The 23374-nt window shown below is 36.2% G+C and carries 19 protein-coding genes and 2 tRNA genes; 10 read left to right on the top strand and 11 right to left on the bottom strand.

Annotated features, from left to right (window positions below; genetic code table 11):
- The first annotated feature begins 20 nt into the window (after positions 1-20).
- On the top strand, positions 21-1382 hold the full coding sequence (locus tag L2B55_RS07810) for an MptA/MptB family glycosyltransferase (RefSeq protein WP_237849990.1): 1362 nt from the start codon (positions 21-23) through the stop codon (positions 1380-1382).
- A gap of 93 nt (positions 1383-1475) precedes the next feature.
- Here the strand turns inward: L2B55_RS07810 and L2B55_RS07805 are convergent, their stop codons facing one another.
- The 3 genes from L2B55_RS07805 to L2B55_RS07795 all read right to left on the bottom strand — a co-directional run bounded on the left by L2B55_RS07805 (position 1476) and on the right by L2B55_RS07795 (position 4429).
- Positions 1476-2600 carry a TlpA disulfide reductase family protein gene (locus L2B55_RS07805; RefSeq protein ID WP_237849989.1) on the bottom strand — a complete coding sequence of 375 codons (1125 nt, stop codon included), beginning with the start codon at positions 2598-2600 and terminating at the stop codon, positions 1476-1478.
- A 38-nt stretch (positions 2601-2638) separates the two neighbouring features.
- On the bottom strand, positions 2639-3748 hold the full coding sequence (locus L2B55_RS07800; RefSeq protein WP_237849988.1) for a TlpA disulfide reductase family protein: 1110 nt from the start codon (positions 3746-3748) through the stop codon (positions 2639-2641).
- 204 nt (positions 3749-3952) lie between these two features.
- Positions 3953-4429 carry a hypothetical protein gene (locus L2B55_RS07795; protein WP_237849987.1) on the bottom strand — a complete coding sequence of 159 codons (477 nt, stop codon included), beginning with the start codon at positions 4427-4429 and terminating at the stop codon, positions 3953-3955.
- A 421-nt stretch (positions 4430-4850) separates the two neighbouring features.
- Between L2B55_RS07795 and L2B55_RS07790 the strand changes: the two genes are divergently transcribed.
- The 3 genes from L2B55_RS07790 to L2B55_RS07780 all read left to right on the top strand — a co-directional run bounded on the left by L2B55_RS07790 (position 4851) and on the right by L2B55_RS07780 (position 10670).
- Positions 4851-6071 (top strand): metallophosphoesterase family protein, encoded by a 1221-nt coding sequence (locus L2B55_RS07790; RefSeq protein ID WP_237849986.1) that lies wholly within the window; start codon positions 4851-4853, stop codon positions 6069-6071.
- On the top strand, positions 6068-9151 hold the full coding sequence (locus L2B55_RS07785) for an AAA family ATPase (RefSeq protein ID WP_237849985.1): 3084 nt from the start codon (positions 6068-6070) through the stop codon (positions 9149-9151). Before L2B55_RS07790 ends, L2B55_RS07785 begins: the two co-directional genes overlap by 4 nt.
- Positions 9152-9257: 106 nt before the next feature.
- Positions 9258-10670 carry an ATP-dependent DNA helicase gene (locus L2B55_RS07780; protein ID WP_237849984.1) on the top strand — a complete coding sequence of 471 codons (1413 nt, stop codon included), beginning with the start codon at positions 9258-9260 and terminating at the stop codon, positions 10668-10670.
- A gap of 23 nt (positions 10671-10693) precedes the next feature.
- Here L2B55_RS07780 and L2B55_RS07775 read toward each other — a convergent pair whose 3' ends face one another.
- Together L2B55_RS07775 and L2B55_RS07770 are read right to left on the bottom strand one after the other, a co-directional pair.
- Positions 10694-12583, bottom strand: a complete 1890-nt coding sequence (locus L2B55_RS07775) for a beta-N-acetylhexosaminidase (protein WP_237849983.1) — start codon at positions 12581-12583, stop codon at positions 10694-10696.
- A 105-nt stretch (positions 12584-12688) separates the two neighbouring features.
- On the bottom strand, positions 12689-13249 hold the full coding sequence (locus L2B55_RS07770) for a hypothetical protein (RefSeq protein ID WP_237849982.1): 561 nt from the start codon (positions 13247-13249) through the stop codon (positions 12689-12691).
- 66 nt (positions 13250-13315) lie between these two features.
- On the opposite strand from L2B55_RS07770, the gene L2B55_RS07765 reads away from it, so the two are divergent.
- On the top strand, positions 13316-13861 hold the full coding sequence (locus tag L2B55_RS07765) for a DUF937 domain-containing protein (protein ID WP_237849981.1): 546 nt from the start codon (positions 13316-13318) through the stop codon (positions 13859-13861).
- 56 nt (positions 13862-13917) lie between these two features.
- Here L2B55_RS07765 and L2B55_RS07760 read toward each other — a convergent pair whose 3' ends face one another.
- Complete coding sequence (locus L2B55_RS07760; RefSeq protein ID WP_237849980.1) at positions 13918-14505, bottom strand: DUF4230 domain-containing protein; 588 nt, start codon at positions 14503-14505, stop codon at positions 13918-13920.
- Positions 14506-14728: 223 nt separating this feature from the next.
- Between L2B55_RS07760 and L2B55_RS07755 the strand changes: the two genes are divergently transcribed.
- Positions 14729-14811: transfer RNA gene (locus tag L2B55_RS07755), tRNA-Leu, on the top strand.
- A 35-nt stretch (positions 14812-14846) separates the two neighbouring features.
- Positions 14847-14928: transfer RNA gene (locus tag L2B55_RS07750), tRNA-Leu, on the top strand.
- Between the two features lie 114 nt (positions 14929-15042).
- On the opposite strand, the gene L2B55_RS07745 is transcribed toward L2B55_RS07750, so the two are convergent.
- The 3 genes from L2B55_RS07745 to L2B55_RS07735 form a co-directional block, all read right to left on the bottom strand.
- Positions 15043-15474: a pyridoxamine 5'-phosphate oxidase family protein gene (locus L2B55_RS07745; protein WP_237849979.1), complete on the bottom strand. Its 432-nt coding sequence runs from the start codon at positions 15472-15474 to the stop codon at positions 15043-15045.
- 205 nt (positions 15475-15679) lie between these two features.
- Positions 15680-16507 carry a hypothetical protein gene (locus tag L2B55_RS07740; protein WP_237849978.1) on the bottom strand — a complete coding sequence of 276 codons (828 nt, stop codon included), beginning with the start codon at positions 16505-16507 and terminating at the stop codon, positions 15680-15682.
- Between the two features lie 187 nt (positions 16508-16694).
- Positions 16695-17300 (bottom strand): NUDIX hydrolase, encoded by a 606-nt coding sequence (locus L2B55_RS07735; RefSeq protein ID WP_237849977.1) that lies wholly within the window; start codon positions 17298-17300, stop codon positions 16695-16697.
- Here L2B55_RS07735 and pyrE point away from each other — a divergent pair.
- Complete coding sequence (gene pyrE / locus L2B55_RS07730; RefSeq protein ID WP_237849976.1) at positions 17299-17940, top strand: orotate phosphoribosyltransferase; 642 nt, start codon at positions 17299-17301, stop codon at positions 17938-17940. The genes L2B55_RS07735 and pyrE overlap by 2 nt on opposite strands.
- A 74-nt stretch (positions 17941-18014) precedes the next feature.
- Here pyrE and clpB read toward each other — a convergent pair whose 3' ends face one another.
- On the bottom strand, positions 18015-20633 hold the full coding sequence (gene clpB, locus L2B55_RS07725) for an ATP-dependent chaperone ClpB (RefSeq protein ID WP_237849975.1): 2619 nt from the start codon (positions 20631-20633) through the stop codon (positions 18015-18017).
- A 341-nt stretch (positions 20634-20974) separates the two neighbouring features.
- On the opposite strand from clpB, the gene L2B55_RS07720 reads away from it, so the two are divergent.
- The gene (locus L2B55_RS07720; RefSeq protein WP_237849974.1) at positions 20975-21691 is read left to right on the top strand and encodes a potassium channel family protein; all 717 of its coding nucleotides are present in this window, start codon (positions 20975-20977) and stop codon (positions 21689-21691) included.
- 20 nt (positions 21692-21711) lie between these two features.
- Here L2B55_RS07720 and L2B55_RS07715 read toward each other — a convergent pair whose 3' ends face one another.
- Entirely contained in the window at positions 21712-22164 is a 453-nt protein-coding gene (locus L2B55_RS07715) for a 3-oxoacyl-ACP synthase (RefSeq protein ID WP_237849973.1), read from the bottom strand.
- A 177-nt stretch (positions 22165-22341) separates the two neighbouring features.
- On the opposite strand from L2B55_RS07715, the gene L2B55_RS07710 reads away from it, so the two are divergent.
- Positions 22342-23265 carry an NAD-dependent epimerase/dehydratase family protein gene (locus L2B55_RS07710; RefSeq protein ID WP_237849972.1) on the top strand — a complete coding sequence of 308 codons (924 nt, stop codon included), beginning with the start codon at positions 22342-22344 and terminating at the stop codon, positions 23263-23265.
- The last annotated feature ends 109 nt before the right edge of the window (positions 23266-23374 follow it).

Genomic DNA, 23374 nt, shown 5'->3' with positions numbered 1-23374 from the left:
ATGTTCTTAATTTTGCAAAAATGAAAAAAGCTTTACCCTACGGACTGCATAAGGTCCTGCTTATATTCTTGATTGGTCTAAGTTACTTTACTACTCAAAACCAAGGCATACAAATACTTTCACTCTTTACCCTTTCTTTTGCAGTTTACTTCATTCTCCTCAAGTATTATAATAACGACGACTATTATCAATTAAACTTATGGAGTGGAGCATTATTGCGTATAACCGTATTATTTGCTTTGCCTGCTCTTTCCCATGATTTTTACAGATATATATGGGATGGGCAATTATTACGTAACGGTTTCGACCCTTTTGCACATCGCCCCGCAAGCTACATGGCTGCAGGAGTTGAAATAAGTGGAATTACACCCGAATTGTACAGTAAGCTTCTTTCTCCTCATTCCTATTCTATTTATCCACCTTTTTGCCAATCCATATACGGAATAGCTTGTACCCTATTCCCAAATGATCTTTACAAAAGTGTTTTGGTAATGAAAGGATTCATTTTGTTGTTTGAATTAGGTACATTTTGGATGATTATTTTGCTCCTTAAACAGTTTAATCTACCTAAAAACCGAATTGCAATTTATGCGCTCAATCCATTAGCTATTATTGAGTTTTGTGCCAATTTACATCTTGAAGCAGGCATGATATTTTTCACTTTATTGGCAATCTATCTCTTAACAATAAACAGAACATTAATTGCCAGTTTGTTTATGGCAATGGCATTTTGCATTAAACTTTTACCCATAATCTTCATTCCGTTATTGATAAAACCCTTTGGATTTAGAAAAGCCTTTGATATTGCCCTACTTGGACTGGTTGCTGCCATTATCTTTTCTTTACCCTTTGTTTACAATATAGACCAACTTGGTCATATTGTAAACGGATTACAGCAATATTACTATAACCATAACTTTAATGCGGGCTTTTATAATCTTATAGATCACTTCGGGTCGAAGTTGACCGGATTACAGCATTCATTACTTATTTCTAAAATAATTGGGGGAACTTTTTTAGGTGTACTACTTTACTTTACATTTCTAACTTCTAGCAAAAAAGAGTTATTACCAACCCGGATGATGTGGATTTTATTTATTTTATTACTATACTCTTCGGCAGTTTTTCCGTGGTATTGCATTGCGTTAATGACCTTGAGCTTATTTACAAATTATCGTTTTCCATTAATCTGGACTGCTTTACTCCCACTCAGCTACCTTGCTTACCAAACTACACCATTTAAAGAGAACAACTTAGTAATTGCACTTGAATACATTCTTCTTTTCGCCTATTTGTTTACTGAAGTTATTGGAAGAAAGAATTGGATTGACGGACCACTAAAAAAAGAACCCAAACCAGAGTTAGATTATGAGTTAAATTGAAGCGAATTATCAATTAAGTTATAAAAAGAAACCCGCCGAGGCTTAGGAGCTCGACGGGTTTACTACTTCGATAAGGTTATTATTTATTATCTTTTACATCGAACCAAGTAACTCTTCAAGTTTCTTAGCCAACTCTTCACCTCTTAGGTTTTTGCCAACAATCTTTCCATTAGCATCTAATAAAAATGTAGCAGGAATAGCTTGAACACCATACATAGCTGCGTATTCCGATTGCCAATACTTCAAATCCGAAACATGGTTCCAAGTTAATTTATCATCAGCAATAGCTTTTTTCCATTTTTCGCCATCACGATCTAATGAAACACCCAAAATGTTAAAGCCTTTAGCATGATATTTTTCATACAACTTAACTACGTTAGGATTTTCAGCACGGCATGGACCACACCATGAAGCCCAAAAATCAATCATTGTGTATTTACCAGTACTTAATACTTCTTTCAATGATAAATCTTTTCCCTCAGGAGTTTTCGCTGTGAACATTGCAGCCTGTTGGCCAACAGCTGTTTTCAAAAGAGCATCAATTCTTTTCTTTAATGATTTTGCAGACGCTGACTCCTTTATTTTTGAAGGAAACTTCTCATACATAGCATTATATTCTATCGCATTTTCATCGCCTACATTTTGCATTAAAAGAAAAGGCGTAACATACGATTGCAAATTTTGAGAGGCAAAGTCTTTAGTAATTTTAGATTTTTCTGCATCCAAAGCATCATACTTGGATGCGATTTCATCCATTTTGGCTTTATCATTACTCTTACGAGCTTCGCTATACTGATTACCAAGCTGCTTTTGTTGCTCATTAATACCCGAAGTCAATTTGGTATATTTCACATACTCGTCATGCGTTTTTGAACCAGTAACGGTAATTGAACTCAAGTCATCAACACTACCATTGATTGACATCTTACTGTTTTCAACAAATAACAACACCGGGCGACCTTTAGCATCCTGAACACCTAAAAACTGTATATCAGGTGCTTGCACAGAACCTTTAAGCTGAAAAGCACCAGCACTCGACAAAGTTTTAGAAAGAGTGTCAACTTTGCCTGTTGCCGGGTTTTGTTGTAATAAATAGACTTTCTTACCATCAGCTAAGCCGGTAAGCTTTCCGGTAATATTGTAACCACCTGATTGAGCATAAGCGCTTCCTGCCAATAAAGGCAATACTAACGCTGTTCCTAATAGTGTCTTTTTCATTTGGGTTTTAGATTATGTTTAAGGTTAAAATTAACAACTTAGTTTTTCGCCATTAATTCAGCTACTTTTTTCTCCAGCTCTTCTCCTCTTAAATTTTTGGCAACAATAACTCCATTTTTATCTAATAAAATAGAGTATGGAATTGATTGAACATTATATTCTTTAGCAAGGGCAGAATCCCAATACTTAAGGTCTGAAATATGGTTCCACTGTAATTTATCTTCACCAATTGCTTTTTTCCAGGCTTCTGCGTCTTTATCTAATGAAATGCCTAAAATATTAAAACCTTGTCCATGGTACTTTTCATATACCTTTACAACATTTGGATTTTCCATACGGCAAGGTTTACACCAAGAAGCCCAAAAATCGATCAATGTAACTTTACCCCTCGACTCACTTAACGATAAAGCTTTTCCATCTGGCGTTAATGCTTTTAATTCCGGAGCTTTCTGCCCGATAGCCAATTTCACTTCTTTATCAAGTCTTGATTTCATGTATTTTGCAGCCGGAGTAGCCTTTACTTCTTCTGTAAAGCTATTGTAAATTGGCTGAAACACCTGTACATCAAAGTCCTGATTAGTATTAATCAGCAATACCGGAGCTACAACTGATGAAGGATTACTTTTGGCATATGCCCTGATATCATTTTGCATCTGATTTTGAATAGCCATGTACTCCAATTGCAAAGCTTGCATTTGATGTTCATCAGGTTGTTGGCCCATCATCATTGCTTTTTGCTGAATTGCCTGCAATTTGTCAGTGCTCTTCTTAAGAGTGGCTTCTACTTTAATAAACTCATCGTGTGATTTAGAACCACTGATATTCAACTTATGTAAGCTGTCAATACTTCCCTTAACTTTAATGTTAACGTTTTCAACCATCAGTTCTGAGCCTGCACGCTCACCTTCGACTACTAACGCGCAATAATCAGGAGCTGTTAAAGTTCCTTTAAGTTCAAACTTTCCATCTTTACTAACGGCTTTAGATAGTGTATCAAACTTTTGGGCTTCAAAATTAGTTGCAATCAGATACACTTTTTTGTTATCTGGCAATCCTTTTATTTCACCTTCAATTTTGTATCCGCTACCGCCTTTATTACATGCAGCAAATGCAAATGCTACAGCTGCTGTTAAAATAATTTTGTTCATTTTTCTTTATTTGAAAAGCTAAAATAGAATAATCTATTAGTATAACGTGTAAAACATTTATGACGATATTCTTAGAAATCTGAAGAGTATTACGGGGAAAACTTGTAGTTGAAAAATCGATATTATCCCCCCTTCTTAACATTATTCAATAAAAAAAACCGCGAAAAATTCCGCGGTTTCAAACTATACAATTTTTAACTTAAACTATCGTCCAAAAGTAAATCGAATAGAAATGGCAAAGTTATCTGGGTAGAACCCTTCGTAACCGGTAAAGTTCAATTCCGGTTTCCAGTCGACACCAATGTTAATAGGAGCGCCTGAAAATGTATATTCAAGTCCTAAAACACCATCTAAACCAAAAATTACATCACCATCATAATGATTATCATAGTCATTATGATGACGATGAGAACCTATGTGAGCTCCTCCGCCAACAAACCAATCCAAACCAGCTTCATTAAATGCATTTCCATGTACTGCATATAATCCGGTCAATTCAAAACTATGGTTGTTAAAAGCTAAAATTCCTTCCAAAGCAGCGTTCGATTTCACAAAATGCTTTAACGAAATACCACTTTCGGTACCGATACGGCCACCTAAAGCAGTAGTATAACTTTGTGCCTTAACTGACACCACTGACAATAATAAAACAACAACTGTTAACGACAATAATTTCTTCATCACTTCATTTTTAATAAAGCCTGCAAATTGCGAATAAAATGCCAATAGGAACAACTGAACAGCAACAATTCTATCTAAAAGTAAATAAGTTATATTTTAAAGAATGTAAACAGAAGATAATCACCTAATTATCAAACAAAAGCAAACCAATAGAAAAAGCCATGAAAAATCTATTTTTTCATTTCTATGGGGGTATTTTCAGTAAAAATCTTTCTTCCCAAGCTTAAATAATTAACCCTGATTGTGGCACTGACGCCTTTTATGCGGAAAATAATCCCCACACACTCTTGATTTTCTAATTATTGAAATCAAAGTTTGGTTTGCTAAAAATTTAATTGGAAACTCGCGTTGTAAAATTTGGCTTAAATAAACCCGGAAGCTCCGATTTCATTTAACTGATTCACAACACAATAAAACAGAGATGAAAATTCTACATACAGCAGATTGGCATTTAGGGAAGCGCTTAGAACGCTTTTCGCGATTAGAGGAACAGCGTGAAGTGTTAGATGAAATTTGCCAAATTGCCAATGAGCAAGAGGTGGATGCTGTATTAATTGCCGGAGATTTATACGATACGTTTAACCCTTCAACAGAGGCCACTGAGCTTTTATATAAGACATTAAAAAAACTGTCAAACAATGGCAAAAGAGCCATTATCGCCATTGCCGGCAACCATGATTCACCTGAGAGAGTTGACGCGCCAGATGTTTTGGCTCGGGAATGCGGAATTTTCTTTGCTGGCTATCCCAACACCAATCTTGGTAAGATAAAACTTGATACTGGCCTTGAAATCATTAATTCGGACAACGGTTTTATAGAACTTAAACTGCCTGAACATACCCCCCATTTACGTTTGCTATTAACTCCTTACGCCAATGAGGTTAGATTAAAAACGATGCTTAATGCAAAAAACAGTGAACAAGAACTCCGTGATCTGCTTCAACAAAAATGGAGCGAGTTGGCAAATCAATATTGCGACAACACTGGTGTAAACATACTCATGGCACACTTATTTTTTATGAAAAAAGGTGGAGAAATACCTGAAGAACCAGATGACGAGAAACCAATTTTACATATTGGTGGAGCTCAGGCTATTTTCTCAGAAAATATACCTCAACAAATGCAATATGTTGCATTAGGGCATTTGCATCGATTTCAAACAATTGATAGTTCGCCTTGCCCTGTAATTTACAGTAGCAGTCCGCTTTGTTATAGCTTTAGCGAAGCGGGGCAATCCAAATTTGTTGCCGTACTTACTGCCGAGCCAGGAACTGAAGTCAAAATTGAAAAAATTGCACTTACAAAAGGAAAAAGTTTAGTTCGAAAACGCTTTGATCAAATAGACTTGGCAATAGATTGGCTCTCCAATAATCCTGATTGTTTGGTTGAGTTGACAATTGTGAGCGACGAATATCTTAAATCAATTGATCGTAAGCGGCTTGAACAGGCACATGATGGCATCGTTACACTTATCCCTGAAATTAAAAATCAGTCCCCTACTGAAACAGCCAACAATAGTATTGATTTATCTCAGGACGTAGACACTTTATTTATCCAATATTTCAAGCATAAAAAAGGCCAGGAGCCTAATGAAGAACTATTAAGTCTATTCAAAGAATTAAAAGCGGAGGATGCAGAATGATTCCTGTTAAGTTAACCATTAAAGGCCTTTACTCCTACCAGGATGAACAGGAACACTTCATTGATTTTGCCCATTTAACAGAAAGTCAGCTGTTTGGCATTTTTGGAGGTGTTGGTTCTGGTAAATCAACAATATTGGATGCTATCACCTTTTCTGTTTATGGAGCACTTGATCGATTGGGCCAAAGCGGTGACAACCGGTACTTTAATATGATGAATTTAAAATCAACTACAGTTTTAATTGATTTTGAATTTTATAATCACGCCGGAAAATATTATCGAGCCATTGTTAGCGGAAAAAGGGGCAAAAAGTTTGACGATGTAAAACAATTTACCCGAGTATTCTACTTATGGGAAAACAATGAATGGATTCCTCAGGAAAAATTGAATGGCGAAGAAATAATTGGATTGAGCTATGACAACTTCCGTCGAACCATTATTATCCCGCAAGGAAAATTCCAGGAATTTTTAGAACTCTCGAATACCGAAAGAACACGGATGCTTAAAGATATTTTCGCACTTGAAAAATTTGAGTTTTCGGATAAAATAGCCCGGTTAATTGCGCATAATAATACTGAGAAAGCGAGCCTGGAAGGTGAAATGAAACAGTTTGAAGGCTTGGATGTATCCAACCTTCAGGCTTTTGAACAGGAAATCAGTACACTAAAACAAGAGTTGGAATGTTTAAGCATTCAAGTTAATAAAAAAACAATTGAGCACCAGGCTCTTATCGACCTGAAAAGGATAGTTGATGAGCTTGAACAGACTAAACAAAACTTCAACCTGCACATAATGCAGGAAAACAATATTTTACAATTTCAACAGCAACTTGATAATTACCGAAAGGCGGTTGAAATTTTTAAAGCAATTCTTGAACGAAAAAAAGAAAAGCAACAGGAATTGCTTCAAAAAAAACAACGCCTCGCTCAGTTAAACCAAATCGTTCTTGAAACTGAAACTAGATTAACTGAGAAAAACGCACAACTTTCAGCACTTTTACCAGAATTTGAACAACTGCAGCAGTACAAGGATCTTTCGAGCGATTATAAAATTGCTGCAGATATCCTTGCTATTCAAAGCGAAGAGGTGACTATTGTCGATTCACTTCAAAAGGGAAAAAATTATATTAAGGAGCAAGAAGTCATTCAGACAAATCAAAAAACGAATTCAGATCAGCTAAAACATCATATAGCTAAAAAAAGAGAGCAACTGCCTGACTGGTCACTGCTGAGCAAACTCGGAGCTTGGTTTAACCAAAAAGCAATACTTTTTCAAGCTTGGCAAAATGCAAGGACAGAATTCCTTATGCAGGAGCGGGAATTATCCTCTCATGGGCAATCTTTAAGTACCTGCTTACCAGACTCCATTAAATCAGTTTTACTTGAAGGATCGGATAAACCACAACAAATAGTAAGCAAACTAAATGGACTTACTGAAAATCTTTTACAACAAGAAAGAGAACTGCAGCAGTTACAGCAAGATTTTCTCGTAAAATTGAAATTAGGAGAATTTGCACTGCAGTTACATAATGGAGCCAATTGTCCCTTATGTGGTAGTTCAGAGCATCCTGCTATTTTAAATACTTCCGATCTACAACTACATACCGATGATGTAAACAACAAATTGTCTTTATTAAAAAGTCAGCAAAATTCATTTGCCGTTGCACAAACTGCAATTGCAAAATGGGAATCTGTTTATGAACAACAAACAGGTTTATTAGCCAAACAAACTGAAAAACTAAAAGCAGCAGAAATGGCATTAAACGACTGGATACAAACATTTTCGTTTGAAGGTTTTACTGCTGATGACGGGGACAAACTTCAAACTTTAATTGCATCAGCAGAAGGTCTGAATGCCGAATTAAAGTCATTAGAACAACAAAAAGAGCAAGCGGACACTCAACTTACGAAAACCGATGAATTGTTGGAAAGAGCCAAAACTAAAATCAATGCCCTTGAAAATCAATTTATAGCATTGCAGGTTCGAGTTTCAGAAAAAGAGAGTCAATTAAAGCATTTGCAACTTATCGAGAATAAACAATCTGCTGTTGAGCTTATTTCAGCATCAGAGCAGCTTGCAATTAAAATAAAGCAAATTGAAACTGATACTGAACGCTTAAAAGCTGACTTACAACTATTAGAGCAACAAAAAGCTGGTTTATCAGGCCAATTTGAGGCATTACAGCAAGATCATGCAAACGCTGAAATACAATTTCAACAAATTGAAAATGAACTTTCTAATGCGGTAGAACAATCTTCATTTGAAAACTTATCAAAAGTTGAGGCCATTTTAGCTCAAGCTTTAAATATTGATGCCATTCAAGAACAGATTAACCAATTTAACGAAAAGAAAGGCTCGCTGTTAAGTATTATTGAACGTTTAGAGAAGCAAAGCCTGGGCAAAACATTTAATACGGCTGAATTCGAATCATTGACCCTTGAGCTTCAACGTATAAAAACGGACTGGCAGGAAAAAAATGACAATTTAGTACGGGCAATAGCACAACTCAATCAGTATTTACAAGACTTCAAGAAAAAAGAAGAGCTACAACAGAAATTTAACAAGTTGCAACACCGTAGTGAAAATCTGGCTACTCTATCAGGCTTATTCAGAGGAAGTGGGTTCGTAAATTATGTTTCCTCTATTTATATGCAGCAGTTATGCCTGGCAGCCAATAATCGTTTTCATAAACTAACCCGTCAACAACTTCATTTAGAAGTTGATAATCAAAACAATTTCCATGTAAGAGATATGCTTAATGATGGACATATGAGGTTAGTAAAAACTCTTTCTGGCGGACAAAAATTCCAGGCTTCTCTTTGCCTTGCATTAGCTTTAGCCGAAAGTGTTCAGCACTTTAACCGATCAGAACAAAGTTTCTTCTTCTTAGATGAGGGCTTTGGATCCCTGGATAAAGACTCTTTACAAATTGTTTTCGAGGCATTAAAATCACTCCGCAAAGAAAATAGAATTGTAGGATTAATCTCACATGTTGAAGATCTTCAACAAGAGATTGAAACGCATGTTAAAATTATTAATGATCCATCAACCGGAAGTAAAATCATAAACAGTTGGAATTAAAATCAGCAGGACTTAAAATAGATAGGTCCTGCTCTTTGTTGACATATGTATCATGTAAGTTCCAGGGAGTAATGCTACCTTTGTGACTTCCAATTGTACTTAATTAATGATTGATTCTTCCGTCTTAGAACAAGTTTTTCCTTATCAGCCTACATTTCAACAGCAAGAGTTATTTCGAGGGTTAGATGAGTTTTTAATCAGGCGAAACAATGATTCAGCATTCATTGTTCGCGGATATGCCGGTACGGGAAAAACTACAGTTGTAAGCGCATTAGTTAAGTTGTTACCCAAATACAAACTAAAATCTGTTTTATTGGCCCCTACCGGAAGAGCTGCAAAAGTAATTAGTTCCTATGCCGGAAAAGAAGCCTTTACCATTCATAAAAAAATTTACCGTAAACGAGATGCATCAAGTCCGGTTTCCGGTTTTACAAGGGCTATCAATCCTCATACCGATACAATTTTTATAGTTGATGAGGCTTCAATGATTTCCAATCAACAAGCGGAGGGCCCTGACCTTTATGGTCAAAACTTATTGACTGATTTACTGGAATATGTTTTCAACCAAAAAAACTGTAAGCTTATTTTGGTTGGCGACACGGCCCAGTTACCTCCTGTTGGATTAAACTATAGCCCGGCTTTAGATAAAGAGTATCTGCAATCCAACTACCATTTGGACGTTACCGAAGTGGAGTTAACCGATGTGCTTCGTCAACAATTAGAATCTGGAATTCTGGAAAATGCCACTCGCATTCGAGAATTGATACGAGATGAAATTGAAACTTTTCCACAAATAGTTACTAAAGGATACACTGATACCTTTAGAATGACCGGCGAAAAAATGATTGAAGGACTTAATTATGCGTATGATAAATATGGCATTGAAGATACATTAATCATTACCCGCTCAAACAAAAGCGCCAATCTGTTCAATCAACAAATCAGAGGCAGAATTCTTTACCGAGAAGAGGAAATTTCTACAGGCGACTATCTGATGGTTGTAAGGAACAACTATTTCTGGCTCCCTCAAGAATCAAACCATGCGTTTATTGCCAACGGAGATATTGCCCGCATAAAACGTATTAAAGGCACTTCTGATTTGTATGGTTTCCGATTTGCAGAAGTTACCCTAGAATTTCCGGATTATCCTGATGAACAGGAATTAACTTGTAAAATATTGCTAGACACACTTTCTTCTGAAAGCCCTAACTTAAATTCCTCGGATAGCAAACGACTTTATGAAACGATTAGTGAAGACTACAAACATATTGTTAATAAACGCGAACGGGCTCAAAAGTTAAAAGAAGATCCTTATTACAATGCACTACAGGTTAAGTTCGCCTATGCGGTAACTTGCCATAAAGCACAGGGTGGGCAATGGAAAGCCGTTTTTGTTGACCAGGGTTACCTAACTGAAGAAATGGTAAATACTGATTTTTTACGCTGGTTATATACTGCCGTTAGTAGAAGTACACAGGAACTTTTCTTCGTAAATTTTGTCAATCAGTTTTTTGAATAAACAATGGAATGTAGTTTGACTACTTAGTTGGTTTGTCTCATTCTTTTATCCAAATCTTTTATTTTCAGTGTCACAACCTTACCTATTGGCTTTCCGTTTCTATAGGTAACAGCCTTAAAGGTATCTGCTCCTTTAGGAATTTCCAGCGGCTGGCTGTATTTTGGATAAAAACTATCCGGATCAGGACCTTCAAATGAATAATAAATATCAAGACCATTAATCTCAGCAGTAACATTAATTATATAACTTCCCTGATAATTTTTATTAACCCTTATTATTGGATCGTAAGCACTTTTGGCATAATTAATTTGTGCTGCATCGAAGCGATTAAGCTGAACTTCCATTCTTCTGGAAAAATCATCCCAATTCCTGTTTTTCTGCGGAGTCCAAAAAACTTCGGATAAAGCAAACGCACGTGGCCAAACCATATATTCCAAATGACGGGTATTGGGGATATTTTCAGTCCATAAATTACCCTGTCCACCCAAAATATATTTTTTATCTATTCCTTCCGGAACAGGGTCCAAGCTGTAACTTGTACTTAATCGATTCATTGAATAAGTTTTATATTCAACATCAGGGTCTCCTTGATATAAATCGAGGTAGCAATATTTATCAGGAGTCATGATAACATTATGCCCCATATTGGCAGCTTCAATCCCCCCTTTCAAACCTCTCCAAGACATAACTGTTGCTTCAGGAGCAAGTCCCCCTTCTAATATTTCATCCCAACCGATCATGCGTTTTCCTTTACTCACAATCAATTGCTCCATTCGATGAATAAAATAGCTTTGTAAACCTTCAAGTGTAGAAATACTATCGGTTTTCATACGAGCTTTGCATTTAGGACATTTCTCCCAGAACCCTTTATGGCATTCATCCCCTCCAATATGAATGTATTTACCAGGAAACATTTCTGCAACTTCTGTTATAACAGAATCCATTAATTCAAAGCTGCATTCGTTACCTATACAGAAGGAATTTTCAATTTTCTTATAGAATTTATCACCTACATTGGGTTTAAAATTACCTCCCAAACAAGATAACTCCGGATACGCAGCCAAAGCTGCCATACTATGACCAGGAACATCGATTTCAGGCAATACCGTAATATTTCTTGCTGCCGCGTATTCAACAATTTCTTTTACATCATTTCGCGTATAAAACCCTCCATAGGTAGCAGGTTCCCCATCATACTGTGGACTCTGTGACCACCACTCTCCCATCCTAGGTGCACGCCAAGCCCCAATTTCAGTAAGCTTCGGAAAGCTTTTTATTTCCAACCTCCAACCCTGATCATCTGTTAAATGCCAATGAAAAACATTGTATTTATATTTCGACATATAGTCGATGTATTTCTTAACGTATTCCTTTGGAAAAAAATGTCTGCTTACATCAAGCAGCATCCCTCTCCAGCCAAATCGAGGGTAGTCCAGGATATCTACACAAGGAATTGACCATGAATGACGGTTTACAGGTTTTAGGCTTTCAATTTCAGAAGGTAATAACTGCAACAAGGTTTGCATGCCATAAAAAAGCCCTCCTGTATTATTAGCTGAAATTTCTATACAAGTAGGATGCACCTGTAAACGGTACCCTTCACTACCAATAATGTTATCCCGAAAGCCTAACAAATGGAAACGGATTGATTTTTCCTTTCCTATAAACTGGTTTTCATGACTAATATTGACTCTTAAACCGGTAGAAATACTTATTGATTCTTTAAAAAACTGAGCGATTGATTGACTGCTGTCGTTATTATAAACCAATAAAACATCATTATTTAAAGCAAAGGATCCTGCCAGTGATTTAACTGAAACAGGTTTTGGAATAATATTGATTAATGAATCTTGTGCTCTGGCAACCACACAATGCAAACTGACTAAAAGGACAAGCAATAATCTTAAAAGCATTAGGAAAATTTATCTTTTGATTGAGGATGCACGAAAATACTACTTTTTGACTCTTTTTGAAGGGTAAAAGCTTTAAAAGTTAACATTCAAGGATTTGGCTATTCTTCAGGCAATTTTTTTCAGCAAATACTTTCCTCTAGACTGAATACCAGGTGATCCGTTTTTCATTAAGAAATGTATTTGTTGAAATAATTCTTCTCTTATCCAAGGGTATAACGAATGAAAATTGCACAATGCTGTCATACTAAAAGCAATCACTGCTGTTTTTGTTTTGGGATTGATAAGCCAATCAAACAAAGTCTCAATTACCGGCTCATAATTTATGCTGCATATAGAATCCATTAGATTCTTGTTTACAGCGGAAGAGTTCCTTAAATAATGGCTGTACTGTTCCATTATTTTAGCAAAATGTCGCTTGCAACTTTCATTTTCCACCTCGGGAAAACGCGAACAGAAATATGAAAAATCAGGTAAAAATAGTTCCTGATTATTAAAAGCAATCTGTTCTAATATCCAGGCAGCTCTAAATCCCTGTTCTTTATTGGGCAAAAATGTTAGATCAATTATTTCCCTGATCGTTATACCCTTTTCGACAAACTGAAGAGCTAAATGAACAACCGATTTTTTATTTAAAGGCTTTTCTAACTGTTTAAAGATTTCTTCCATTTTATATTTTCCGTATGCAAAATTCAAAATACTATCAGTAATTTAAATATCTAAAAATCACAAATTATGCTCGACAATCTTTTAAATCTCGTAAAACAATATGCCGATGATGCTATTGTTCAAAATCCAGACATTCCTAATGAACAAAATGATGCAGCTATTAATGTAGCCTCGAGTTCTATATTTAACAGCTTGCAAAGTCAGGCAACAAGCGGCGGCATAGCCAATTTATTGAATATGTTTTCAGGAGGAACGGACAACACTGCAGTTACCAACAATGTAACCTCAAATGTTGCAGGTTCCTTAATGGAAAAACTAGGGCTGGATACCACCAAGGCTCAAGGCATAGCAACAACATTGGTTCCTCAAGTTTTAAATAGCTTGGTTAGCAAAACAAATGATCCCAATGAATCCAGCTTCAGTTTAAACGGCGTTTTCAACTCATTAACAGACGGAAAAACCGAAGGGATTAATTTAGACAATGTTCTCAATCAGCTAAAGGGAAGTGATGGAAAGTTTACCATGGATGATATTACCAGCTTGTTTAACCAACAAGCAGAAAATCACAGTGGCGGGCTAATGGATAAATTAAAAGGATTATTCGGGATTTAACAATATACAAAGCAGGGTTAACAATTATATTAACCCTGCTTTGTGCAATTAAGCATTTATTTATACTCGTAAATAATTTTCTTATAGCCAAATGCTTCAAAAAAAGGTGTGAGTATCTTTTCTGCTCCAACCTTGGTCTCTTCTAAAATTCCAGCTTTTAGGGCTGTTGAACCTAATTCTGCTTCAGCCTTTCGATATGCCTCATCAACCAATTCCGCTTCAACTAAAAATGCGTAGTTAGTTTGATAAACTTTGGAGTTTTTATGATCAATTTTATAATAACACAACTCAGGTTTAGGCAAACGAATTCTTAAGGTCGTATCATCGGTTATTAGATCTCCTTTTTTAACTTTGGTAAGATCAATACATCCCACCGCTTCTCCGTTAACAATCAGTAAGGCTTTAGGATCAGGAAGCCATTGTCGTATGATCTCATGTTCAACAATATCTTTAAACTTGTATCTAACTATTTCAAGTTTTCCAAGCGACTCTATTCTTTCCAATATTACATGGTGAACAGTTGTGGCTTGAGTATCGTTTTTTCCACAAGTACGCATAGTCAGCACTCCCAGAACCAACACTACAATCCACGGAAAAACTCTGACAAAATCAGAACTTTGATGTTTTTTTTCTGCATAACTCATACTTAAATTTATGATTTGGCAAGCTAATTCAGTAATTTCTGGGCATATTTTTTACTAAAAATTATTTCACACTACCTATCTTTTATTTCAACACAAAACACTGGATTAAAACAAGTTGACAGCAACTGTAATTTTGAACTCTGGAAATTATCTCAGAAATAAAGAAATGTATCTGATAAACTATTTTTCAAATAAGAGGGAGTTTATATATTTGCAGCCTTGAGCGCGGGTGGCGAAATTGGTAGACGCACCATCTTGAGGGGGTGGCGCCCAACGGGCGTGTGAGTTCGAATCTCATCCCGCGCACTTTCAAGTTTGAGTTCATTCAAATTAAAGAATGCGCCCAGGTGGCGAAATTGGTAAACGTTGCGGTCTCAGAAGCCGTTGGGAATACCCTTGGGGGTTCGAGTCCCCCCCTGGGCACAAAAAACGCCTGTAAACTTCTGATTTACAGGCGTTTTTTTTATTTCTGACATTCAACTTAATTAAATCAATTAAACGATGTTAGCACCTATTAAAAGATTGTGTTAACATACATCATTGTTTCTCAAAACGTCCAACTTTTTTTGTTAAACGAATGCGATAAACAATTGCCAATTTCATTGTTCCTAAACCATGAGATGGAATAGCTGTTTCACTTACCAAGAGTGGCAGCAATTGTTTGATTAACTTTTGCATCGCGTTATTTCGCTCGACTTCATCCTTTATTTCTTCATACTCCCCCCAAGCAATTACACTTTGCCAATTGGCCATATTTTCAATCTCCTCAACTTCAAAACAAACATTTGGATTTTCCCGCATCATTTTAATTTTCAATCCCTCACGTGAATGCGCCCATATGTATGCACCATCATAAAAATAATTTACTGGCACTATCAAAGTTGTATCATTCGCATGGCAACCAATACGACCAAGAATCTGACTTTTTAAAAGGCCTTCTATTTGAGCATTGTTTAATTCACCCAACATATATTTATTCTGTTAATTATATTTTATTATCGGGACAAATAGTATACTTATCATAATTCCAGCTAATTAGGACAGCTATAATCCAAACAAAGGCTCTGCAGCTAAAAAACTAAAGGCGAACATGTTATTGCAAAGAAACATGCTTCTATAGAACTGTCGTGCGATTTCGATGGGTAATATTTATCAATAAACTTGTATATAATATCTACTTGGATTCGATTAATCCTTCACTATTTTTTAAATAAAGAAATAATAAAACAGTTGTAAACAGCATGAGAACTCCCATAATAAAAGTTGTAAAAAAGCTTTGCATAAAACCATTCAATTTCATAATAACACCCAAGCTTCCAATGGTGATATCCATCAAAATGCAAAACACCATTAATGACGGGGCCATTATTAACCCTAATGAGTTCTTCTTCATCACCATTAATCCTACGATAAAAAAACCGGGCAAACAAATGGATAAATCTAGTACATGTATTGGATTAGTCACCAACTTCGTTTCAAGGAGATCTTTGGGGACCGTGTTATTAACATTCGCAGGAATAACAACTAAAAGCCATAGAAAATAAAATAGGCAAGCCAGAACAATTAGATATATACCTGTAATTCTCACAATCATAGGATCGTTAACTTTTTTAATAGTTGGATGCTTGATTTGCGATACAAGGAAATATATTAAGGAATAAAAAGACAGTCCTAGAATCAGGCAGTAGATGAGGAAAAGTTTATTAAAATGAATATCAAAACAATAAATCACATAAGTATAATTGAGGTAAATCATTAACCCACTCCACAAAATCATAGCAGTCTTAATGCCTTTAAATGCCAATATCGATACTGCTATTAACAGGGGACTAATTAAAAACAGATTTATAATATCCTGACCAATTGATTGAACTAACCAGTTAGGGGCTTCTTTTGCATATGTTCCAGGCACAAACAAACCGACACAACTTGCTACAATAATTAAAATTGAGATGATCCATGAAACAGTAAATAAATTTTTACTTTGAGAAATGTTATTCATTTTCTTACAGAATAGATAATTGTATGAATGGAACAACTTCTGATTGGCACCTAGCAATATGTGGGTATTCTATCTATACTCTTGAATTTAGCTTATTTTTTTTGATACTTGAAATACTTCAACAAACCTTGTTAAGTATTAGAAAAGAAGCCTGCAAGGTTGATCTTGCAGGCTTCTTTGGTTTAATCTACTTTATATCTTCCAACAGTCCTTTTATCGCCGGATAGGTATTATTTAAAACGACATTAAACTCTTCTTTAGGCAGCCACTTAACGGCTTCAATAGATTCTTCTATTTGCGGAATTAACTTACCATTTCCTTTATAATCCATAGCAAACCAATAAGTTCTTTTCAATATGAGCTTATTTTTCAGTTCATAAACATGATAGGTTGATGGCAATTCATGCGAAACAGAGTTCACTGTAATTCCACATTCTTCTTCAACTTCTCGAACAGCACATTCAACTACCGATTCCCCAGTTTCTAACTTCCCCTTAGGTAAATCCCATTTACCTAAACGATAAATGAAAAGATACTCTTCATTAACGTTTTTCACTAACCCTCCGGCAGCTTCAATACACTCAAATATTTCACATAAAAAAGCCATTGTTTCTTTAGGTGAACTTGATTCAAAAAGCATAGGCTGATGAGTTTCTCCTATCAAAGTTTTTTTGACTTCATTTAGAATAGTGTGTTCATTTACACGCAAGAATATTGTATCTTTTGGCAATACATTTGGCTGAGTGATAAAAAGAGGTGTGTCCTTAATATAAATTATATACCTTTGCGCCATGTCTTTAAAGAATGAATCCGCTATTAAGATTGCAGAGTTTTTACTGCAAATTAAAGCAATTAAATTGCAACCTGAGAATCCATTCACTTGGACTTCAGGTTGGAAATCGCCAATTTACTGTGATAATCGCGTTTCTCTATCGCATCCAACTGTACGTACCTACATTCGTCAGCAGTTAACCAGCCTTATAAATGAGGAGTTTGGTGCTGTAGGTGCTATTGCAGGTGTAGCTACGGCAGGTATTCCACAAGGTGTTTTGGTGGCGCAAGATTTAGGATTGCCATTTGCATACGTTCGTTCAGAAGCTAAAAAGCATGGCATGGGCAATCAAATTGAAGGCGAATTGAAGCCCGGGGAGCGTGTTGTCGTAATTGAAGATTTAATTTCAACCGGAAAAAGCTCGCTAGCAGCAGTTGAATCGTTACGCGCTGCAGGTTGCGATGTTGCCGGCTTGGTTTCAATTTTCAACTATGGTTTTCCGCAAACCGAAGAAGCTTTTAAAGAAGCTAAATGCGTATTTCATAGTTTAAGTAACTACAATGTACTGATTGAAACTGCTTTAAAGCACGGCTTTATTCAGGAATCACAACTTGATGCACTTGGTGCCTGGAGAAAGGATCCGGCAACTTGGGGCAAATAAGGTATTTTCAATTAAAACGAAAGGCTGCTCTACAAAGGCAGCCTTTCGTTTTTTAATTAACACACAATTGAAACTTATTTTTTTGAACTTTCCTTTTCGTCTTCAGCATTATAAAACACGAACTGATTATCGAACATATCTAGCTTAATTTTTGACTCCTTTTGCACCTTTCCTGCTAAAATTTGCTTTGAAAGTTCATTTAAAATCCGTTTTTGCATAACACGTTTCAACGGACGAGCTCCAAATTGCGGATCGTAACCCAACTGAGCCAGCCAATCCAAAGCATCTTCACTAGCGTCCATTTCAATTCCTATCTCACGTAAGGTACGTTGCACATTTTCAAATTGAATACGTACAATTTCAGATATTTCCTTCCGACTCAACGGCGTAAACATAACCACCTCATCAACACGATTCAAAAATTCTGGTCGAACGCTTTTCTTAAGCACCTCAAAAACCTCGTTTTTAGTACGAGCCAAAACCTCATCTTTATTGAATTCATCCATTTCAAGGAAACTTTCCTGGATAATTTGCGAACCGATGTTTGAAGTCATGATGATGATGGCATTTTTAAAATCAACCACACGACCTTTATTATCGGTTAATCGTCCATCATCAAGCACCTGGAGCAAAATATTGAACACATCAGGATGTGCCTTTTCAATTTCATCAAGCAAAATCACAGAATAAGGTCTTCGTCTTACAGCCTCTGTTAATTGTCCGCCTTCATCATAACCTACATAACCCGGAGGAGCTCCAATCAAACGGGAAACGGCATGTCGTTCCTGGTATTCAGACATATCAATCCGAACCATATTATGCTCGTCATTAAATAAAATTTCAGCAAGAGCTTTAGCCAATTCCGTTTTACCTACACCAGTTGTACCTAAGAAAATGAACGAACCGATAGGACGTTTGCGATCTTGCAATCCCGCTCTACTGCGACGAATCGCATCTGAAACAGCCTCTATTGCCTCTTCCTGCCCTGCAACACGATTATGCAACTCCTCTTCTAAATGAAGAAGCTTTTGCTTTTCGCTCTCAACTAACTTGGTAATAGGAATGCCTGTCCAACGAGAAACCACACCAGCAATATCATCTGCGGTAACTTCCTCTTTCAGCATACGCTGACCATGCTGCATATCATCCAGCTTTTGAGTAAGTTCCTCAATCTGCTTTTCAGTTTCAGGCAATTTGGCATATTGAAGTTCCGATGCATAAGCGAAATCCCCATTACGCTTAGCTTGCTCAATAGAAAGCTTAAAGCTTTCCAAATCCTTTTTCTTATTTTGAATTTCTTCTACAAGATCCTTTTCGCCTTGCCATTTGGCCTTTAAATCATTCCGTTGCTCACTTAAATTGGCTATTTCCTCACTTAACTGAGCTAGTTTCTTTTCATCATTTTCACGTTTGATGGCTTCACGCTCAATCTCCAGCTGCATAATTTTACGATCGAGTTCATCAAGCGCCTCTGGTTTTGAATCCATTTCCAGCCGTAATTTAGCAGCTGCCTCATCCATTAAATCAATAGCTTTATCTGGTAAAAAACGGTCTGAAATGTAACGTTGTGATAGTTCAACTGAAGCAATAATAGCTTCATCCTTAACCCGAACTTTATGGTGCGATTCATAGCGTTCCTTGATTCCACGTAAAATAGAGATGGCATCTTCACGGGTAGGCTCTTCTACCATTACCTTTTGAAAACGACGTTCAAGCGCTTTATCCTTTTCAAAATACTTTTGGTACTCATTTAATGTAGTAGCTCCAACTGAGCGCAGTTCTCCTCTTGCCAAGGCTGGTTTTAAAATATTAGCTGCATCCATAGCCCCTTCTGATGCTCCGGCCCCTATCAATGTATGAATCTCATCAATAAACATGATTATTTCACCGTCAGAACTTTGCACCTCCTTAACCACGGCTTTCAAACGCTCCTCAAACTCTCCTTTATATTTCGCCCCGGCAATTAATGCTCCCATATCCAATGAATATATGGTTTTAGATTTAAGGTTTTCAGGCACATCACCATTTACAATACGATGTGCAATACCTTCGGCTATGGCCGTTTTACCAACGCCTGGCTCACCGATAAGAATTGGATTATTTTTAGTTCTGCGTGAAAGAATCTGAATAACACGACGAATTTCTTCATCTCTACCAATCACCGGATCAAGCTTACCCTGCTGTGCCATTTCATTCAAATTCTTTGCATATTTATTCAGCGCATTATAAGTTGCCTCAGCGTTTTGATCCGTAACACGACTACCTCCCCGAAGTTGATTAATTGCCTTTTTAAGATCTTTCTCGTTGACACCTAAATCTTTTAAAACTGTTGCAGTTCTATCGTTTCCACTTAAAATACCCAGTAAAATATGTTCAATGGAAACAAACTCATCGTTAAACTCTTTCAGGTATGAGTTTGCTTTTTGCAGGGCCTTAGTCGCATCGTTAGATAGATAAAGACTACTGCCTGAGACTTTAGGAAATGACTGTATTTGCTCGTCCAAACTTGTTTCGAGGCGTTGAATATTTACATTCAGTTTTTTGAGAAGATAAGTAGCAATATTCTCATCAACCGATAAAATTCCTTTTAGAAGATGAGCAGTTTCAATGGATTGTTGCTGAAAACCCATTGCTATTTCAGAAGCCTTATTTACCGCTTCTTGAGCTTTAATAGTGAAGTTGTTAAAATTCATAGTTATATCCTTGGAGAAGGGTTATCAAAGAATTATCCAACGTAGGTCGACTAAAGTTAATCAGAAATTATTACAGGTAAAAGCTAATTAAACTGACAAAATGACCTTTTTGTTTTAATTTATACTGCTGTTTTTTCAGTAATTGACAAAAAGAAGTGCAACAAGAAAAATGATATTTAACTAAAATAGCCTAAAGTTATTTTCTTAATTATAAGTTATTTTTGATTTAAGATCAAGGATAATTTAGCTTCTTATCTAACAAATTAATTTTACATTCAGAAAGAAGCGTCATTTTCATTAACTTAATAATTAAAACACTATCCTTGCGTTATTGAACGTGTATGCAGAAGCTTTTCTTCAGAATGGTTGATTTCTGGTCAAACGACCGGAGTTTTTCAGTAGTTTTAGGCATTTTAGTCCTTATCGTTTTTATTTTATCTCCGTTAAAAAGTATTCAATTTCCAACCTCAGGTATATTACTCGAACTCTTCTTAACAATTTTGCTTGTATCAGGAATTTTTGCAGTTTCAAATCGCCGGTCTGTTCGATATCCTGCAATGGTTATTGGAACAATTACCTTTGCTGTTAAATGGCTAAATGCGATAAGCTACAATCAAATACTCACTCGTATCGACTTACTTCTATCAATAGTTTACTTTATTGCTTTATTGGTGGTGATCTTGCAAAAAGTGTTTGGAGAGGGAAAAATCTCCCTTAAGAGGATTGAAGGAGCTGTAGCCGCATATCTTATTATTGCCATTTTATTTACGTATTGTTATCGTATTATCTTTTCAATAATTCCCGACTCATTTACCATAAACTTCACCGATGGCCCACTAACCGTAGAGGAGGCAGCCAACCAATTTACCTATTTTAGTTTTGTAACCTTAACCACCACAGGCTACGGCGATATTACTGCGACACATCCGTTTGCACGCTCTTTTGTAATGCTCGAAGGATTAATAGGACAGCTTTATCCAGCAATTTTAATAGCACGGTTGGTTTCAATGGAAATAGAATCAAAGCGATCCTCCAAAAAAAGTTCAAAGGAAGAGTAAGTCTAGCAACTCAACTACTTTTATTCTATACTATTTATAAGATACGTTTTTCCGTTGAAATGAAACGGCTCGCCGGGTTTTAAATTCATCAATCTGACACCTATTGGTGAGGACGGGGAAATGGCAAAATATTTAACTCCGTTAACTTCTAAACCGCCTACGCTAATCGCAATAAAGAAGTTGCCGTTATTAGTTAGGACTAAACTTCCCGATTGAACTGTTGTTGAACTTTTATCAGGGCTGATCAATGCAAGCAATTGCTTTAGCTTTACTGCTTCATTTAACTGAACGGTATTTCTATCTATTTCTTGCTGCATCATTTCCCGTGTAGTTTCGTATTTATCACCGGCACTGCTTTTGGAATCACTAGTTGCAGTTTCGCGTGCTGAGTTTATAGCTTTTTCAATAGTATTTATACGCTGTTCAACATAATCCTGACAAGCTTTATAAAGTTGATGTTTTATTGTTTTCATGGACCTGCAAAGAAAAGCTTTTTATGAGAAAATTCAATAAACGGCCACTACCTTTAATTGAAAACAGAAAGTTTACCGAGCAAAACCCAATATTCACCGACACAAAAGCTTTATAGACCTTATTACTATTCTCCACAAAAATCCTTTCATATACTTTTAGGCAACATTTAACTAAACATGGCATTACAAACAATTTTAGGAGCAGGCGGAGCAGTTGGCATTGAACTGGCCAAAGAACTTTCCAACTATACCAAAGAAATAAGGTTAGTAAGCAGAAATCCAAAGAAAATAAACGAATCCGACCAACTTTATTCTGCTGACCTTTCTGATAAAAATCAGGTTGACAAGGCCGTAGAAGGCTCTGAGGTGGTCTATCTGGTAATTGGTTTTGAGTACAACACCAAAGTCTGGCAAAAAAAATGGCCCGAATTAGCACATAGCGTTATAACGGCTTGCAAAAAGCATAATGCTAAACTGGTTTTCTTTGATAATATGTATATGTACGATCGGGATTTTCTTTTTGATATGACAGAAGAAACTCCAATTCGTCCAACAAGCAAAAAAGGTAAAGTACGAGCTCAAATTGCTAATATGATTTTAAGTGAAGTAGAAACGGGAAATTTAACTGCTTTAATAGCTCGTTCTGCTGATTTTATAGGAACACATAACAGTGTCTTGGTTGAACTAGTTTATAAAAATCTAAAAAAGGGAAAAGCGGCCAACTGGTTTATAACTACAGATAAAATCCATTCATTCACTTTTGTACCTGATGCAGCAAAAGCTACAGCGGTTCTGGGAAACAATTCAGCTGCTTTTAATCAGGTTTGGCATTTACCAACTTCCTCAAGCAACTTAACAGGAAGACAATGGATTGAACTATTTGCCAGAGAGTTAAACGTAAAACCCAAAACTATGGTTTTGCCAACATGGTTAATTAGCTTTATGGGGCTTTTCATGCCAATAATGAAGGAATTTAAGGAAATGCTGTATCAGTATGACAGAGATTATGTTTTTAACAGTTCTAAATTCAAGCAACAGTTCGGAATAGAACCGACAACACCGCAACAGGCCGTTAAAACCATTATTCAGGAGAGCATATAATTAATTGAGGTATAATTTTAACTAAACGAACGTCCTTTGCTCAAAAATATAATCTCAATCGTACTTTTAAATACTAACTGTTAACTTTAATTGTACTTTTGTACGAATT

Source organism: Solitalea lacus (genome assembly GCF_022014595.1).
Taxonomy (GTDB): domain Bacteria; phylum Bacteroidota; class Bacteroidia; order Sphingobacteriales; family Sphingobacteriaceae; genus Solitalea; species Solitalea lacus.
Note: the sequence above shows the minus strand (reverse complement) of the source record. Positions and strands in the feature narration are given on the sequence as shown.

Bases quoted from the DNA above. Each gene is read 5' to 3' on its own strand.
- L2B55_RS07810 (WP_237849990.1), top strand. From the start codon at position 21: ATGAAAAAAGCTTTACCCTACGGACTGCATAAGGTCCTGCTTATATTC.
- L2B55_RS07805 (WP_237849989.1), bottom strand. From the start codon at position 2,600: ATGAAAAAGACACTATTAGGAACAGCGTTAGTATTGCCTTTATTGGCA.
- L2B55_RS07800 (WP_237849988.1), bottom strand. From the start codon at position 3,748: ATGAACAAAATTATTTTAACAGCAGCTGTAGCATTTGCATTTGCTGCA.
- L2B55_RS07795 (WP_237849987.1), bottom strand. From the start codon at position 4,429: ATGAAGAAATTATTGTCGTTAACAGTTGTTGTTTTATTATTGTCAGTG.
- L2B55_RS07790 (WP_237849986.1), top strand. From the start codon at position 4,851: ATGAAAATTCTACATACAGCAGATTGGCATTTAGGGAAGCGCTTAGAA.
- L2B55_RS07785 (WP_237849985.1), top strand. From the start codon at position 6,068: ATGATTCCTGTTAAGTTAACCATTAAAGGCCTTTACTCCTACCAGGAT.
- L2B55_RS07780 (WP_237849984.1), top strand. From the start codon at position 9,258: ATGATTGATTCTTCCGTCTTAGAACAAGTTTTTCCTTATCAGCCTACA.
- L2B55_RS07775 (WP_237849983.1), bottom strand. From the start codon at position 12,583: ATGCTTTTAAGATTATTGCTTGTCCTTTTAGTCAGTTTGCATTGTGTG.
- L2B55_RS07770 (WP_237849982.1), bottom strand. From the start codon at position 13,249: ATGGAAGAAATCTTTAAACAGTTAGAAAAGCCTTTAAATAAAAAATCG.
- L2B55_RS07765 (WP_237849981.1), top strand. From the start codon at position 13,316: ATGCTCGACAATCTTTTAAATCTCGTAAAACAATATGCCGATGATGCT.
- L2B55_RS07760 (WP_237849980.1), bottom strand. From the start codon at position 14,505: ATGAGTTATGCAGAAAAAAAACATCAAAGTTCTGATTTTGTCAGAGTT.
- L2B55_RS07745 (WP_237849979.1), bottom strand. From the start codon at position 15,474: ATGTTGGGTGAATTAAACAATGCTCAAATAGAAGGCCTTTTAAAAAGT.
- L2B55_RS07740 (WP_237849978.1), bottom strand. From the start codon at position 16,507: ATGAATAACATTTCTCAAAGTAAAAATTTATTTACTGTTTCATGGATC.
- pyrE (WP_237849976.1), top strand. From the start codon at position 17,299: ATGTCTTTAAAGAATGAATCCGCTATTAAGATTGCAGAGTTTTTACTG.
- L2B55_RS07735 (WP_237849977.1), bottom strand. From the start codon at position 17,300: ATGGCGCAAAGGTATATAATTTATATTAAGGACACACCTCTTTTTATC.
- clpB (WP_237849975.1), bottom strand. From the start codon at position 20,633: ATGAATTTTAACAACTTCACTATTAAAGCTCAAGAAGCGGTAAATAAG.
- L2B55_RS07720 (WP_237849974.1), top strand. From the start codon at position 20,975: ATGCAGAAGCTTTTCTTCAGAATGGTTGATTTCTGGTCAAACGACCGG.
- L2B55_RS07715 (WP_237849973.1), bottom strand. From the start codon at position 22,164: ATGAAAACAATAAAACATCAACTTTATAAAGCTTGTCAGGATTATGTT.
- L2B55_RS07710 (WP_237849972.1), top strand. From the start codon at position 22,342: ATGGCATTACAAACAATTTTAGGAGCAGGCGGAGCAGTTGGCATTGAA.